The sequence below is a fragment of the Paenibacillus sp. MDV22-iso6 genome (genome assembly GCF_058408365.1).
In genome coordinates, this window is sequence record NZ_JBZVDZ010000005.1 from 390,532 (window position 1) to 405,738 (window position 15,207).

Genomic DNA, 15,207 nt, shown 5'->3' on the forward strand with positions numbered 1-15,207 from the left:
TGTATGGTTAAAGATCATGTATCATAACTAATAGTAAGAAAAAAATTGGGCGGGTTATGCAAAGCCGCAACTGGAATCTACAATTCCCTACATTTGAACTTGCAAGCGAGGTGAATATCATTGGGGATATGAAATTGTTTCGGATTGGCGAACTTGCCAAAACTGCAGGTGTGAGCGAACGGACGATTGATTATTACACAAAGCTCGGTCTCATCGCTCCTGAAGAGCGCACAGAAAAAAACTATCGTCTTTATAGTAATGAAACTTTAACCAGGCTCGAACGTATTGTACACATGAAACAAGAGAAATATAGTCTCGACGAGATTAAACAATCTCTTGAGAAGTGGAGTCTGGTGAGCACGGAAGAACAGGTTGCCAGCAAACTGACAACATTGGAGCTCCACGTGCAACAGCTGGAGCGAGAGGTGAATGAGCTTAAACCGCTGCTAGGCGAGATGAAACCTGTACAAGCACGCAAGATGATGGCCGGACTGCTCACCAAAAGTGCTGGTACGATGGAAGCTTTGAAAATCTTGCTTGAGAACACCATGATGTAGCTTATTATTTAGAAAGCGGAGGAATGAATATGAGTTTTAATAACGGTATGTTCGTTTTGATCATTATCGCCTTTTTGCTCTCCTTATGGGCGCAATTTCGCGTTAAGAGTACATTCAATCGTTGGTCTAATGTTAAAAACCTGAATGGAATGACCGGTTACGATGCTGCCCGTCACATGCTTGATTCCAATGGCCTACACGACGTCCCTATTGAACCCGTGCGTGGAGCACTCTCCGATCACTACGATCCAATCAATCGTGTCGTAAGGTTGTCTGAGCCTGTATATTATGAAAATTCAATCTCAGCTGTCTCCGTTGCGTGTCACGAAGTTGGCCATGCGATCCAGCACAAGGAAAGTTATCCAATGTTGGCACTACGTCACCGGATTTTCCCGATCGTCAACTTTGCATCCGGACTTGCGCCCTTCTTGCTCATTGCCGGATTCATCTTTAATGCAATGAACCTTGTCGGTATTGGTATTATTTTCTTCTCCGTAACCGTTGCGTTCCAACTCATTACGTTGCCGGTTGAGTTTAATGCTAGTAATCGCGCAAGAGAGATTATGGTATCGGAAGGTTATATCCGGAACGAAGAAGAAAGAGGCGTCGCCAAAGTATTGAATGCCGCAGCATTAACTTACGTCGCTGCAGCGTTAATCTCATTGCTGGAACTGGTTCGTTACATCGGAATTTTCAATAGCCGCGACTAATTCAATACAAAAACAAAAAAACAATACCCCACCGTTAATCGGATGGGGTATTGTTTTGCTGTAAACCGAAATAATTAAGCAAGAATGAACGAAATGACTGCGCAACAAGCGGAAGCTTGTCATCCGCTCGATGGATCAACCCAATCGTACGCGTGACTTTGGGATGAGAAATGGCTACATGTGCCGGTTGCAGCGGATTCGTCTGGAAAAGCGCCATTTCTGGCAGTAAACTCACTCCCATACCAGCAGCAACCAGCCCACGAATGGTATCCGTCTCTTCACCCTCAAAAGCAATCTTGGGCGTAAACCCTGCTTCAAGACATGCGTGCCAAACAATCGGACGCAGAGAATACCCTTTACTGAATAATACAAACTTATCATCTTTAAGTTGCTCTAACGCAATGCTCTCTTCACCAGCCAATGGATGATTGGGCGGAAGGATTGCATGCAGTTCTTCCGTAAGCACAATGTCACCATCTACCTGGTCGTGCTTTTCCGGAAATGGAGATATAAATGCCAAGTCCACTTCAGCCGATAACACATCACGAATGAGCGTTGGGAACATGCCTTGCTTGAATCTGAATTTGACGTTAGGATAACGCTGACGGAACGCTGCTACAACCGAAGGAATCAAGTGAATACCGAGACTATGAGGAAAACCGATACGAATTTCACCATGCTCCGGGTCGAGAAACTCATGAACCTCCCCGACCGCTTTGTCCAGATCTTTCAATATACCTTCAACCCGTTTGCAAAAGAGCTGCCCAACGGCGGTCAACTGCAGATTTCGCCCTTTTTGCATAAAGAGGTCTACTCCCAGTTCTTCCTCCAGCTGATGAATCTGACGACTCACCGCAGACTGCGCTACGTGCAATTCCTCCGCCGCCTGCGTAACATGCTCCTTCTGTGCCACTTTCAAAAAGTAATGCAACTGTCTTAATTCCACTGCCACTGATCTCTCCAATCTGCTATACCCTACTTATCCTTGATTGCATTCCGTCTTCAGATCAATCCGACTACTGCTTAAAGCTGCGGGGTTTCCACAAGCGGATGAGAAGTCCATAAATGAAGAATCCACCTAACAACCCACCCAAATGCGCCATCCAGTTAATGCCTGTCATGGCAAAGGAAAAAATAATTCCGAATACAAGCAGTGTATACAACGTTTTACGTGAGGTCTCGTCCATCATTGTCCGCTGGAACAAAGCTACATACAGAAACGCACCATAGATTGCATAGATTGCTCCTGAAGCACCCACCGAGATTGTCGTCGCTCCAACCGAGTTATACCACGCAACAGCCAGAATGTTGCCCAGAATGCCTCCACCCAAGTACAACACACCATATCTTACCGACCCAAGCAGCCGTTCCATTGGTGGTGCAAATACGATGAGAGCAAAGCTGTTAAACAACAAATGACTGAAACCAGCATGCAAGAACATGGACGTAATGTAACGCCACCAATCTGCTGCAAATAACTCGTGGTTAACAAGCGCTCCAAACTTAAGCAACGTCATACTGTTTGTGGAACCACCGTTCAAACTCAATACAATAAACATAACAACATTGGCAATTAAAAGAATCGACGTCAAAGGAAAAAATTTCAAATAACTTTTCCAGTTCTCATACCTTATAAATATCATAAGTTTCTGCTTTCACTCCACCCTGTTCAGATCGGCCTGTAAGTCTGACCCATTCTAATGATCCTTCGTCCGAATTGGACAATGCCTTTCATAAAAGATTATAATGGATTTTGGCACGGATCACCAACTTATAAGGAGGAACATTATTATGGCACAAGAACGTACAGGCGCAGCCACCTTTAAAGGCAACCCTATTACATTGATCGGACCCGAATTGAAAGTGGGCGATCAAGCACCCGATTTTACACTGAGTAAAAACCTGGTTGAAGATGCATCCTTGAAAGACTTCGCAGGTAAAATCAAATTAATCAGCGTTGTTCCTTCACTGGATACTGGCGTATGCGATGCCCAAACCCGTCGCTTCAACGTTGAAGCAGGAGATCTTGGAGACAATGTTGTCGTATTGACAGTAAGCGTTGACCTCCCATTTGCACAAGCACGCTGGTGTGGAGCAGCCGGAGTTGATCGCGTCGTAACACTGTCTGATTACAAAACACGTTCATTCGGTGAAGACTACGGTGTTCTGATCAAAGAATTCCAATTGGACATGCGCTCCATCTTCGTGCTGGATGCTGAAGACCGAATTACATATGTGGAATATCTGCCTGAAATGACAGACTCCCCTAACTTCGAGCAAGCGATTTCCGCTGTAAAAGCCTTGCTGTAAAAGGTAGTTCACGTTCAGAACAAAAGCGAGGAAGGTTAACCTTCTCTCGCTTTTTGTTATTCACCCATCTATTTCAATCATTTGACTTATACTTACTTAGCTTCTTATCCAATACGGAGAACAAGTTCATGATCGTGCGATAATTAGAACCCAGATCTCCAAGTGAACCACGTGAAGCCGAATACATATCGACCGCACTGCGTACAGGACTTACCGATATAATGGAAACCGTAATATCCATCGTCCGTCCAAAGGTAGTCCGCTTCTCCAGTATGACCTCTCCTACAGAAGGCACTTCATGCAGCACTTTATAACCCGGAATTTTTTTGAGTGTCGAAGAAACCTCTTCCCAGGCTCTGTCTTTGGATAAGTTATAATACCGTGTTTTTAATTTGGGATCCTTGGCTCGATCGCTGGTTCCCTCCATGCTGCGGATGATACCGACGAGCGTTCTCTTTAAGGTCAAGACCCTTCCTCCTTTGAATGTAACCGTTCCATTTATGTATACTAGTGTAACATTGTTCATGTAGTAACAAAAGGGCAAGCGACACTTTTAACAAAATACAGCCTATTCAACAAAATAAGCTCAAATAAAAAGCACCCTGAAATTCCTCGATTAGAGGAAAGAGTCAGGGTGCTGTACATGATAAAATAGGAACCCGCCTATGCCGTCCGGCTACATTGTCTTATGAACCTGCTTGGCAGGTGGGTGGCCGCAAAAATGTTTTTTGAAGTCCCCATGTCATATAGACAGGGCGTTTCAGCAACATTCTGTATTGATCTCCCGAAGACATCATCATTGGTTCAAAACAACGAATAACCGAAACGTACATCGCAGGATGTACAATTATTATATCCCTAACTGTGTAAAAAGTAAATGGTGACAGCTCATGTTTTATTTTTGGAGATTATCGTGTTTTTCGTCAGATGATTTAAGCTCAGATGGTTCAGCCGTCTCTATCGTCTCAACTGACTCCCCTGCCTGTTCAGCGGCTTGTGCAGCTTCCTCTTCTTCTTTCTTCAGCTGCATCTTCTCCATCTGCTCCTGCATCTTATTAAACGTTGCGTAGAAGTTGAAGAAAGCAAACCAGGCAACAATACTAATAATGAAGAAGATGAACAAGACCGGATAACGAAAACCGATATAGAACAACAATCCACTTCCCAACAACGTGGAAAATACACGGAATGGTCTAATCAGCGTCAATAGAACCGCATTTTTGATAATCAATCCGATGGACATGTGGTAATGTACAACCATCGAGAAGAAGTTAAATAGAGAAACAAAGAGCAGCAGCAACAGTACGAGCATAATAATTCCAACCAGCTGCATATTCTTGAATTGTGTCATGTATACTGTGTAATCCAGATACATGATGGCAAACAGCAATGTATAGAAGATGCCTCCGATTAAACTCTGCTTGTAGTTCTCTTTGTAACCTACAAAGAAAGTACGGAAGATCGGCACGTCCGTATCACCCATATTCCATTTACGAACAACCGTAAACAGCGCCGACGTTGCCGGAAATAGTGTAAGCGGTGCCACAATGGCTATAGCCCAGTTCATTTGTAGTGATTCGTTAGCCAGGTTCTGCTGCATCACGAGCAGTTTCATAAACAAGAAAAACAAGAACGGAGACGAACAAATAGCCCACAACAGATTGGTTGCGGCAAGTCTCGTAATCCACTCTGTAAGTCGGTAGATCCCACCCATAGCTCCTTTAAATTCCAAACAATTCTCCTCCTCCGCAGCCTTGCGTCTAGCCTTAATTCTAATAATATTAATATACCTTATTATAGATAGGAAAAGCCAGCCCTTCCCGAAAAGAGATCGACGGCTCACTGGTTTGGCATAATCTGCACATAAAAAAATGGAGCAGTCGCCCTGCCCCATTTTCCAGTTCACACTTGTATATTATTCGAAAGAAGAATCTTTGGCAGGACGACGTCCTTCGTTGTTGCTTGGACGCGGTTTGCGGTCACGGTTGTAACCACCTTCTCTGCTTCCACTTCCACTTCCAGTTCCACTGCTGTTACGATCGCGGTTGTATCCACCACGTCCGCCGCCACTGCTGTTGCGATCACGGTTGTAACTACCGCCACCACCACTGCTGCTGCGGTTGCCGCTGTAACCAGATGGTTTGCGTCCGCCAGAGCGAACATCCGGTTTACGACGTTTTGCACGGATCGGATCTTCAGGAGTCAGATCAACTTGAGCATCTTTTTTGTCACCTGTCAGGAGCTTCAGAGCAGCTGACAACAGTTGAACAGAATCATATTGCTCAAGCATTTGAATCGCGATACCTTTGTATTCGTTCAGTTCGCCAGATTGTACGATTTCGAGCAAACGCTCAGCTGTCAAACGTTGTTTTCCTTCTACAGCCTCAGCCATTGTTGGCAGTGGTTTGCGCGGAATACGGTGACGTGTTACACGCTCGATAAAGTGCAGGTGGTCGATCTCACGCGGAGTAACGAAAGACCATGCAGCACCCTCTTTACCCGCACGACCTGTACGGCCGATACGGTGAACATAGCTCTCCGGATCTTGCGGAAGGTCAAAGTTCACAACGTGAGTTACGCCGGATACATCGAGACCACGTGCAGCCACGTCTGTTGCAACGAGAACGTCAATGCTGCCGTCACGGAACTTACGCATTACCGCATCACGTTGATTCTGGGACAAGTCACCATGAAGACCGTCTGCAGAATATCCACGTTTTTGCAAAGCTTCAGCCAATTCGTCAACACGACGTTTTGTACGTCCGAATACGATCGCCAGCTCAGGAGATTCCATATCCAACAAACGGCTAAGTGCTTCGAATTTTTGACGCTCAGGTACTTCGATATAAGATTGGTCAATCAATGGTGCACTAACATGTTTCGGGATCACAGAAATGTGCTCAGGATTGTTCAAGAATTGTTGTGCCAATTTTTGAATGTTAGGAGGCATTGTTGCTGAGAACAGCATTGTTTGGCGCTCGTCTGGAACTTGTTTCAGGATGGATTGAATATCCTCCATGAAACCCATGTCGAGCATTTCATCTGCTTCATCCAATACAACAGTTTGTACATCATCAAGTTTGATTGTTTTGCGGTTGATGTGGTCAAGGAGACGTCCAGGTGTACCAATAATAATCTGTGGTTTTCTTTTCAATGCACGAATCTGACGAACGATATCTTGTCCGCCGTAGATTGGCAGGGAGCGCAGACCTTTGAAGCGAGTGAGTTTTTCGATTTCTTCAGCAACTTGGATTGCAAGTTCACGTGTAGGTGCCATAATGAGGGCGCGGATTTTCTCGTCACTTTTAGTGATTTTGCTGATCAACGGAATACCGAATGCAGCTGTTTTACCCGTACCTGTTTGTGCTTGACCAATCAAATCTCTGCCTTCGAGTGCCAAAGGAATCGCTTTGGATTGGATCGGTGTTGCTTCTTCAAACCCGAGCTCAGTGATGGCTTGCAGCACCAGTGGTTCAAGATTGAAATCTGTGAAATTTAAATTTGTCAAAATTATTCATGCTCCTTTTATATGGTGGACATGGTGGACAATCCACTTTGTTGTCTGTATTCTTAAGTAGCGTTAATATTTATAGGGTATCCCATCAAGCCAAATTATTTTCACGAACGAATATAATTCCATGAATGGGTCCCAAACATAAGACTAAAACTACATACATGTGTTTGAAACATTTCAAAATTTTATTGCTCCATTTAGGAAAAGTTTCCTACTCAAGAATATCCACAAATTATTATATCACAAAACAATTCAAGATTACCAGCAATCTGGCTTTAAATATAAATGAGGTGATTAAATTGCCCAAAATGATTTGGCACTTTTTAGTGATCGTATTGGGTGCTGCAGCTATTGCCTGCGGCTTCAACTGGTTTTTGGTTCCCCATCAGCTTCTTAGCGGCGGGGTATCCGGTATTTCCATGCTTCTTGGCTATTTTACGAATTTGAATCTTAGTATAATGTATTTTGTTCTGAACATCCCTCTGCTCATTGCAGGTTGGTTTATTCTTGGACGACGCTTCATTACATTAAGTATTGTTTCGGTAGCAGCCACTTCATGGTTCATCGCGCTTCTGCCTGTTTTTGCTGTGGCAACAGACCCCCTTCTGAGCTGTGTATTTGGCGGCGTGTTAGTGGGACTGGGTACCGGAGTTTCTTTCCGAGTCGGCGGCTCGACGGGCGGGCTGGACATTGTTGGTTCCATTTTCACTCGTAATCGTGATTTCCCGATTGGTACGGTAATGGCTGGCATGAACGGAGCCATTATTATGCTGGCAGGCTATCTGAATGATGACTGGAACATCGCGCTTGCCTCCATGGTATCGATCTATATCACCGGTAAAGTGCTGGATCTGATTCATATCAGCCATGTCAAAGTCACATTGTACATTATTACCAATGAAACCGAAGCGATGTTGAAAAAATTGCTTGTTCGCCCTCGTGGGGTCACCAAAATCAAAACCCAGGGAGCATATACAGACATCGAAAAGGACATGTTAATGACAGTGACTACTCGCTACGAACTCGTTGAAATCAAACGAATTATCAAGGAAACGGATCCGAACGCCTTTGTTAATATTGTGGAAACGGTTGGAGTTATGGGCTCTTTCCGCAGAAGTTGAGACAGATGTACGGTTAACAATTCTAAACATTGTGGTATAATAACGGTGTACGGCTCCTAAATATGTTGTATAGCAGAATGTGCCCTTCAATTTCACAGAACCATGTGCTTTTCCGAATCGCGCCGAATGACTTACCATTTTGGAATTCGAGTAGGGAAGGGTGATTATTGTGGATATGGAAACGGTAAAACTGTTTGAAATCGTCAACAAATGGTGCCCGGAAATGCTCCCTTTCTTAAAACCGAATGAGCTCGACTCACTGATTGTTCTCCGGGATGGGCTGGGCATCCTGGAACAGGGAGACGCAATGGAAATCATTCAGTACAGTATTTGTGAGCATCAAAATGAGATCTACATTCAATAATTTTTTTAGATTGATCACGCCGCTTCTTGTGGGGGTTACCCCTCAACAGGAAGCGGTTTTCATTTTCCCCATGTGTTTCATCACTTGAATAATATGGTTAAAAGCCCAGAGGCTTTATTGTATAATTCAAACATGGAATGCACATAGGGGAGTGGAAATGAATGAACATGTTTTGGGCTTTACTGGCTATGGCCTGGGGAACCTTCAGTGGTACACCAGCTACAGCTGATCAAGGGAATCAACCCTTTCAATCATTAACAAACAGTTTCAACACCGCCATCATTCAATCTCAAAAAGATCAAGTCGTTATTGATGCGGATAACCCACCTGCCAAAATTGACCCACAACCCGATGCACCCGTTGTCAAAGGCATCTATGTGACGGCTTACAGCGCCGGTGGTGCACGGATGACATCATTACTCGATCTGATGGATAACACAGAGCTCAATTCCATGGTCATTGATATCAAGGACGATCTCGGATACATAACTTACCCTACGGAGAACAAGACGTTACAGGAAATGGGCAAATCTCAGCCTTTTATCCGTGATATTGATGCCTTGATGAAACGTCTGCAAAAACACGATGTTTACCCGATCGCACGAGTGGTAGTTTTCAAGGATACGATTCTCGCCAAGAAAAATCCGGAGCTCTCTTTCCGCAATAAGGACGGTTCTGTATGGGCCAATGGTAAAGGCGACAGCTTCGTGAATCCCTACAGCAAGGAAGTATGGGATTACAATATAGAGATTGCCAAGGAAGCTGCTAAATTGGGATTTAAGGAAATCCAGTTCGACTATGTTCGTTTTCCGGAAGGTTTTGAAACGCGTGCAGACGCATTGAAATACACCAAGTCTGACAAGTCCCGGGTCGACATTGTAGCCGAATTCGTGCAGTATGCACGCAAGGAGCTCGCACCGCTGGGTGTTCGAGTCTCGGTTGATATATTCGGTTACGCCGCCTCTGTTCCAGCAGCCGAGGGTATTGGACAGGATTTTGTGAAGATATCTGAAAACGTGGATGTCATCTCACCGATGGTTTACCCGAGTCATTACTCCACCGGCTGGTACGGTGTGAAGGACCCTGACAAAGATCCCTATACAACCATCAAAGGCTCCATGAAAGATACACATAAGAAACTGGATCCAACCAAGGAACTGAAACCCGTTATCCGCCCATGGATTCAGGACTTTACAGCAAGCTGGTTAGGCAGTGGACATTACATCAAATACGGTAAAAAACAGGTAGAGGACCAAATTCGCGCGATGAAAGACATGGATGTGGATGAGTACCTGCTCTGGAATGCCTCCAATCGATATACACCAGATGTAAACTATAAATAATGCACTCTTTTTTTGTTCACTTTACTCCAATAACCTCGTTCCATATTCTCTGGAGCGAGGTTTTTTACTATGCTCTCAACCTTACCTTCCACATAACCACGTTCCCCCTCCCTATTCAAATCGGGCAAAATCCACTACAATAAATAGCTGTCCGTACATGACAGTTTAGTGATAACTCTTAAGAATAGTGAGGCACTGCCAGTGAACATGACCACCACCAGCTTTTCTCAAAAAGTAAAGCAATTCCTGATTATATTTCTACCCATCTTCACCACACAAATTGCCCTCTCTGCCATGTCGTTTTTCGATACCAATATGTCAGGCAAGTTCTCCCCTGCTGATCTCGCGGGTGTCGCCATTGGCACAAGTCTGTGGTTGCCGGTGCAGACAGGACTAAGTGGAATTCTGATTGGCATTACACCTGTCGTTTCCCACCTGCTCGGTTCGAAGCGTAATGACAAGATTGGTCATAGCGTCATTCAAGCCTTATATCTCGGTGTGGCGGTCGGAATCGTCGTTCTTGCAGCAGGCACATTGCTGCTCAGTCCGATTCTAAACGGAATGCCTTTGGAGCCCCGAGTTGCCCAAGTCGCCTTCTATTTCCTGTGTGCTTTGGCTTTTGGGGTTATCCCCCTTTTCGGCTACACTGTGCTGCGGAGTTTTATGGATGCACTGGGACAGACACGGATCACCATGATGATTACGCTGGTTTCGCTGCCAGTAAACATCTTCCTGAACTATTTACTTATCTTCGGACGTTGGGGCTTCCCACAACTGGGAGGTGTTGGAGCAGGTGTGGCTACAGCAAGTACATATTGGCTCATTTTTCTCCTCAGCCTCTTTTTCGTACACCGGATTGAGCCCTTTGCCCAATATGGTATCTTTCGGAAAATGCCCAAAATTTCATTGACCAAATGGAAAGAGCTGCTCAAGATCGGCGTTCCCATCGGTTTCGCTACTTTTTTTGAAACTTCCATCTTTGCAGCAGTCACATTATTAATGAGCCGGTTCGACACTATTACGATTGCTGCCCACCAGGCAGCCCTGAATTTCGCTTCTACGCTGTATATGCTGCCTGTGAGTATATGTATGGCCCTTACAATTCTTGTGGGCTATGAGGCGGGTGCAGGGCGTGTGAGAGACGCAAAGCAATATAGTCTCCTGGGTATCGGAGGTGCCATTGGGCTCTCTCTGTTAACAGCTGTGGTATTACTGGTATTCGGGGAACAAATTGCAGGCGTGTACTCGAATGATCAAGAGGTTATTGCTTTGACACAGCATTTCCTGATTTACGCCATCTTCTTTCAAATCTCTGATGCCATTGCCACCCCAACGCAGGGAGCACTTCGGGGCTACAAGGACGTGAACCCTGCATTGATCATAACGTTTGTCGCGTACTGGATCATCGGTCTACCTGTCGGCTACATCACGGCTACGTATACTTCACTCGGTGCCTTTGGATACTGGGTTGGACTCATTGCCGGCCTCGCCGTTGGAGCAACGGCGCTTCTCTGGAGATTGTTCCTTGTGCAGAAGCAAGCCTCGGTTCGTATGGCTGAAAATAAATAATGGAAATATAACAAAAAGAGCACAGCCCGCTGTAAATCGGGACTGTGCTCTTTTTGTTTTGAACTTTTGATGATAACTGGATTATTGGGACAAACGCTGTGCAAGCTCGTAAGTCACCATATCGAAGTCTTTTTTCGTATTAACAACTTTATCAATATCGGTCAGGGTCAGTTCTCCCTTGATAATACCGCAACCTTTGTCTGTCTCACCTGCAATCAGACTGCGAACAGCGAAATCTCCCAGACGACTGGCAAGGTTACGGTCAAACGGAGTTGGCGTACCTCCACGCTGAATGTGACCCAAAACAGTTACACGTGGCTCATATGTTGGGCAGCGTTCCATCAGTTCTTTTGCTACATCCTCACCTTTGCCCACGCCTTCAGCAACGATGATGATACTGTGGCGTTTGCCATGTGCAAAGTTGGCTTTCATGCGATCTGCCACTTCGTCCATGTCAAACGGAACTTCCGGTACAAGAATGGTTTCTGCACCCGATGCGAGTCCTGCATGTAAAGCGATATCGCCACAGTGACGACCCATTACTTCAACGATGGAAGAACGTTCGTGTGAAGACATGGTATCGCGCAATTTGTTAACTGCATCTACTACTACGCTTACTGCTGTATCGAATCCGATCGTGTAATCGGTGAAAGAAACGTCATTATCAATCGTTCCCGGAAGACCCATCGTGTTGATGCCCAGCTTGCTCAGTTTGTTGGCGCCGTTGTATGAACCGTCCCCACCAATAACAACCAGCCCGTCAATGCCGCGTGCACGCAGAATGTCTGCACCTTTTTGCTGACCTTCAGCGGTATAGAATTCCTTGCAGCGTGCCGATTGCAGAACCGTTCCCCCACGCTGGATGATATCCCCTACACTCCGCAAGTCCATTGGGAAAATATCGTTATTCAAAAGACCCTGGTATCCACGTTGAACCCCGTACACTTCGAGACCGTGAAACAGTCCGCTGCGAACAACCGCACGAACAGCCGCGTTCATCCCTTGTGAATCACCACCGCTCGTTAAAACTGCGATTTTCTTTACTGCTGTCATGATGTTTCTTCCTCCTCTAGTTTCACTTCAGGCTCCCACCACAATACGCCTGACTTACATATGCTTACGAATCCAGCGGCTAAAGATAAAGAAAAATACTCTTGTCATCGGACTATTCTTCATCAAACGCTTGGAAACGACGCGAACTTCCTGTTGTTCGCTGACTTTGGGATCAGACAGGTAAATGGCAAGCAGTCCTTCGATAATCATCCGGTGGAACGAACTTCCCGGAATCTTCTGCACATCACTGCGGGCCATCTCCACAATAAAAGCAATTCGGTCCAGCATTGTCTCCACATTCTCATAATAATTGCAGAAGTTGAGATCTCCTCCGATGCGATCTTCATCCTGATCGATTAAATAATCGAGCATAATGTGCAATGCGCATACATGAGGAAAATAGGCAGTGTGGATCGAAGCCGCCTGCTCTTCTGTCAGCTGATCATCACTCGCAGCCAGAAACAGCATGAATACGCCCAGCGTAGAGCCGGTAGCGGCGGCAAATTCGTTCCAACGGAACTGAGGTGTGCGGTGGCGATGTTCCGACCACCATTCCAGCAATGCCGTTTCTCTCAGTTCCGGCTTGATGTGCTTATATACCTGCAGGTCCGTGTATAGGCCTGCCAGATCCTGAATTTGAGGCTTGGCGGATGCATAGCCTGGCAGCTGACGGGTCAGCTCCTGACATGAGGTCACCAGATTCCTTAGGTATCCACCATCATCCTGCTCCTCACGGAGCGCGTAATAATTGACAGGGGTTGCTTCGGGATCTACCGCATCAAGCATTGATTGATGGAGAAGCCGAAAGTCATTCGGGTCCATCGATGTACTGCGATCACACAGATTGTCCAAATAATCACTAATAGTCTGATATGAAACGATCAGTGGAATCAGAATGTGCCTGTTCGGCAAATCAGGTAAAGCATAAACGGTCCCGCCTTCACAGTGGAACTGCTTGTCCCTGAGACTGGCCAGTGCCTGATTGCGCAATTCCTCATTCGGAATTTTCTCAGCCTGGGCACGCCATCCATCCAATTCCTTCCGCGTTTCCGGAATGGTGTATTTGTACACCCCTCTCATCAATGCCAACGGTCCACGCGGATATTGATGACGATTTCGATTTGATTGGCTCAAAATAAATGTGCCTCCACTTGGTTGAATACGTATTAGAGCGATTTTTAACCAATCCTATTATAATATGATCCCCTTAATTGTACAAATGATCTCCCGCATATTCCGCACAAAAAATCGCATCCGCTTCCAAGGCTTTGTGATATACTAGGCATATTTCATCCATCAAAGGAGTCGTTGACATGACGTCAAGTGAACCACTTTCGTGGAGACGGTTATTTGCATTTTTTGTGCCGCTGGGCATATCCGCCTCTCTCGTTACCATTTCGCACGTAATCATTAACAGCACACTCGCACGTTCCGCTCATCCCGAGACGGTCATTGCCAGCTACGCTATCGCCGGTAGCCTGCTAACTCTCACCGAGCGCCCTTCAACCCTGCTGCGTCAAACCTGTTCGGCGCTGGTTCGGGATCGCCTTTCCTTTCAGGCCCTCACGTTTGTGACCAAAATATTTCTCGCTTGTGTACTTCTCATCGGATTTCTCATCGTATATTCTCCCATTGGAACAGGTGTATTCAAATATCTGTTTGGCGTAAGCCCGGATCTGTTATCCAAAGTGATCGACGTCTACGAGATTCTCATGTATGTCAGCATCTTTTCGGTCATCCGCAATATCTATCAGGGCATCATTATTACGAATAACCGTACAAAATGGCTGACGATCGGCATGTTATTCCGTCTTGCCGGCATGTATGGCCTGTCCTTGTATTTCATATATACAGACAGCATTGACAGTGGACGTGTAGGCGCTATCATTTTCGCCGCGGGTATGATGATTGAGGCTTTGGTCAGTTTTCTCGAAGGTAACAGCATCAAACGCAAGATGCCAGCCAAGTTGGAGGATCATCCCGTTGAAAACAAGGCAGACGTCTTTCGCTTTTACAAGCCGCTGTTATTATCCAGTTTCGTGGCCCTGTTTATCGGACCCGTTATTAATATCGTACTTGGCAAAACGACCGGGATTGCCCTGGCCATCTCTTCCTTTGCCGTTGCGAGTAGCCTAATGCAGCTGATGCTAAGCTTTTTTACATACATCCACCAAATCGTGCTGAATTTCTATCTTGTTGATGCCAAACTGGTGAAGAAGTTCGCTCTGGTCACCGGATTTGTTCCTTTTGCCATGACCGTATCGATTGCTTACACCCCGATTGGACCGTGGGTATTGGAAAATGTAATGAGCGTTCAGGGCAATCTGCTACAGCAAAGTTTGTGGACGCTGCGTGCGTTTGTACTGTTTCCGCTGATTTCACCTTTTCTCGACTTCAGCAATGGTTTGATTCTGCTGCGCGGACAGACCAAAACGATGTTCCGCTCCCAGACGGCCAATGCCATATGTACGGTGATCGTCCTGCTCATTTTGGTCAGTATATTCCCTGCGTGGAACGGCATGATCGGTGCAGTGGCTCAATCCCTCGGACTGCTTGCCGAGCTTGTCATTGTCTGGCTTGTCATCCGGCGTACAAAGAAGGAACCTACCATGTCTGTACCCTCATCCGGGAAATCATCTTCCCTCAAGGGATAATAAATTTGAACT

The 15,207-nt window shown here is 45.7% G+C and carries 15 protein-coding genes and 1 other RNA gene; 8 read left to right on the forward strand and 8 right to left on the reverse strand.

The genetic code is table 11. The features are described 5' to 3' along the window. Nucleotides 1–128: 128 nt before the first annotated feature. Entirely contained in the window at nt 129–557 is a 429-nt protein-coding gene (locus tag AC4PM4_RS16690) for a MerR family transcriptional regulator (protein ID WP_063564944.1), read from the forward strand. 29 nt (nt 558–586) lie between these two features. Continuing rightward, entirely contained in the window at nt 587–1,267 is a 681-nt protein-coding gene (locus tag AC4PM4_RS16695) for a zinc metallopeptidase (RefSeq protein WP_063564795.1), read from the forward strand. A gap of 34 nt (nt 1,268–1,301) precedes the next feature. On the opposite strand, the gene gltC is transcribed toward AC4PM4_RS16695, so the two are convergent. After that, nucleotides 1,302–2,213 carry a glutamate biosynthesis transcriptional regulator GltC gene (gltC, locus tag AC4PM4_RS16700; protein ID WP_024629242.1) on the reverse strand — a complete coding sequence of 304 codons (912 nt, stop codon included), beginning with the start codon at nt 2,211–2,213 and terminating at the stop codon, nt 1,302–1,304. Nucleotides 2,214–2,283: 70 nt separating this feature from the next. After that, entirely contained in the window at nt 2,284–2,910 is a 627-nt protein-coding gene (locus AC4PM4_RS16705) for a rhomboid family intramembrane serine protease (protein ID WP_063564796.1), read from the reverse strand. 148 nt (nt 2,911–3,058) lie between these two features. Between AC4PM4_RS16705 and tpx the strand changes: the two genes are divergently transcribed. Beyond that, nucleotides 3,059–3,577, forward strand: coding sequence for a thiol peroxidase (gene tpx, locus AC4PM4_RS16710; protein WP_063564797.1), 519 nt, complete (start codon nt 3,059–3,061; stop codon nt 3,575–3,577). A gap of 73 nt (nt 3,578–3,650) precedes the next feature. Here tpx and AC4PM4_RS16715 read toward each other — a convergent pair whose 3' ends face one another. The 4 genes from AC4PM4_RS16715 to cshA all read right to left on the reverse strand — a co-directional run bounded on the left by AC4PM4_RS16715 (nt 3,651) and on the right by cshA (nt 7,085). Continuing rightward, nucleotides 3,651–4,043 (reverse strand): DUF1499 domain-containing protein, encoded by a 393-nt coding sequence (locus AC4PM4_RS16715; RefSeq protein ID WP_024629239.1) that lies wholly within the window; start codon nt 4,041–4,043, stop codon nt 3,651–3,653. Nucleotides 4,044–4,229: 186 nt separating this feature from the next. Further along, nucleotides 4,230–4,421, reverse strand: a non-coding RNA gene (gene ssrS, locus AC4PM4_RS16720) — 6S RNA. A 51-nt stretch (nt 4,422–4,472) separates the two neighbouring features. Beyond that, the gene (locus AC4PM4_RS16725; protein ID WP_063564798.1) at nt 4,473–5,309 is read right to left on the reverse strand and encodes a YesL family protein; all 837 of its coding nucleotides are present in this window, start codon (nt 5,307–5,309) and stop codon (nt 4,473–4,475) included. A 183-nt stretch (nt 5,310–5,492) separates the two neighbouring features. Then, complete coding sequence (gene cshA, locus AC4PM4_RS16730; protein WP_063564799.1) at nt 5,493–7,085, reverse strand: degradosome RNA helicase CshA; 1,593 nt, start codon at nt 7,083–7,085, stop codon at nt 5,493–5,495. Between the two features lie 314 nt (nt 7,086–7,399). Between cshA and AC4PM4_RS16735 the strand changes: the two genes are divergently transcribed. The 4 genes from AC4PM4_RS16735 to AC4PM4_RS16750 all read left to right on the forward strand — a co-directional run bounded on the left by AC4PM4_RS16735 (nt 7,400) and on the right by AC4PM4_RS16750 (nt 11,488). Beyond that, nucleotides 7,400–8,212: a YitT family protein gene (locus AC4PM4_RS16735; RefSeq protein WP_371121400.1), complete on the forward strand. Its 813-nt coding sequence runs from the start codon at nt 7,400–7,402 to the stop codon at nt 8,210–8,212. A gap of 175 nt (nt 8,213–8,387) precedes the next feature. After that, entirely contained in the window at nt 8,388–8,576 is a 189-nt protein-coding gene (locus AC4PM4_RS16740; protein WP_170867818.1) for a hypothetical protein, read from the forward strand. Nucleotides 8,577–8,737: 161 nt separating this feature from the next. Then, nucleotides 8,738–9,919, forward strand: coding sequence for a putative glycoside hydrolase (locus tag AC4PM4_RS16745; RefSeq protein WP_079694852.1), 1,182 nt, complete (start codon nt 8,738–8,740; stop codon nt 9,917–9,919). A 207-nt stretch (nt 9,920–10,126) separates the two neighbouring features. Beyond that, nucleotides 10,127–11,488, forward strand: coding sequence for an MATE family efflux transporter (locus AC4PM4_RS16750; protein WP_491614088.1), 1,362 nt, complete (start codon nt 10,127–10,129; stop codon nt 11,486–11,488). Between the two features lie 81 nt (nt 11,489–11,569). Here the strand turns inward: AC4PM4_RS16750 and pfkA are convergent, their stop codons facing one another. Both pfkA and AC4PM4_RS16760 read right to left on the reverse strand, forming a co-directional pair. Further along, nucleotides 11,570–12,541, reverse strand: coding sequence for a 6-phosphofructokinase (pfkA, locus tag AC4PM4_RS16755; RefSeq protein ID WP_053783630.1), 972 nt, complete (start codon nt 12,539–12,541; stop codon nt 11,570–11,572). A 54-nt stretch (nt 12,542–12,595) separates the two neighbouring features. Beyond that, the gene (locus AC4PM4_RS16760; RefSeq protein ID WP_175381611.1) at nt 12,596–13,675 is read right to left on the reverse strand and encodes a tetraprenyl-beta-curcumene synthase family protein; all 1,080 of its coding nucleotides are present in this window, start codon (nt 13,673–13,675) and stop codon (nt 12,596–12,598) included. Nucleotides 13,676–13,854: 179 nt separating this feature from the next. Between AC4PM4_RS16760 and AC4PM4_RS16765 the strand changes: the two genes are divergently transcribed. Next, nucleotides 13,855–15,195 carry a multi antimicrobial extrusion protein MatE gene (locus AC4PM4_RS16765; protein WP_491614068.1) on the forward strand — a complete coding sequence of 447 codons (1,341 nt, stop codon included), beginning with the start codon at nt 13,855–13,857 and terminating at the stop codon, nt 15,193–15,195. Nucleotides 15,196–15,207 lie beyond the last annotated feature (12 nt).

Excerpts from the sequence above, each read along its gene's own strand:
- AC4PM4_RS16690 (WP_063564944.1), top strand. The coding sequence starts at position 129 with ATGAAATTGTTTCGGATTGGCGAACTTGCCAAAACTGCAGGTGTGAGC.
- AC4PM4_RS16695 (WP_063564795.1), top strand. The coding sequence starts at position 587 with ATGAGTTTTAATAACGGTATGTTCGTTTTGATCATTATCGCCTTTTTG.
- AC4PM4_RS16705 (WP_063564796.1), bottom strand. The coding sequence starts at position 2,910 with ATGATATTTATAAGGTATGAGAACTGGAAAAGTTATTTGAAATTTTTT.
- tpx (WP_063564797.1), top strand. The coding sequence starts at position 3,059 with ATGGCACAAGAACGTACAGGCGCAGCCACCTTTAAAGGCAACCCTATT.
- AC4PM4_RS16735 (WP_371121400.1), top strand. The coding sequence starts at position 7,400 with ATGATTTGGCACTTTTTAGTGATCGTATTGGGTGCTGCAGCTATTGCC.
- AC4PM4_RS16740 (WP_170867818.1), top strand. The coding sequence starts at position 8,388 with ATGGAAACGGTAAAACTGTTTGAAATCGTCAACAAATGGTGCCCGGAA.
- AC4PM4_RS16745 (WP_079694852.1), top strand. The coding sequence starts at position 8,738 with ATGAACATGTTTTGGGCTTTACTGGCTATGGCCTGGGGAACCTTCAGT.
- AC4PM4_RS16750 (WP_491614088.1), top strand. The coding sequence starts at position 10,127 with ATGACCACCACCAGCTTTTCTCAAAAAGTAAAGCAATTCCTGATTATA.
- pfkA (WP_053783630.1), bottom strand. The coding sequence starts at position 12,541 with ATGACAGCAGTAAAGAAAATCGCAGTTTTAACGAGCGGTGGTGATTCA.
- AC4PM4_RS16765 (WP_491614068.1), top strand. The coding sequence starts at position 13,855 with ATGACGTCAAGTGAACCACTTTCGTGGAGACGGTTATTTGCATTTTTT.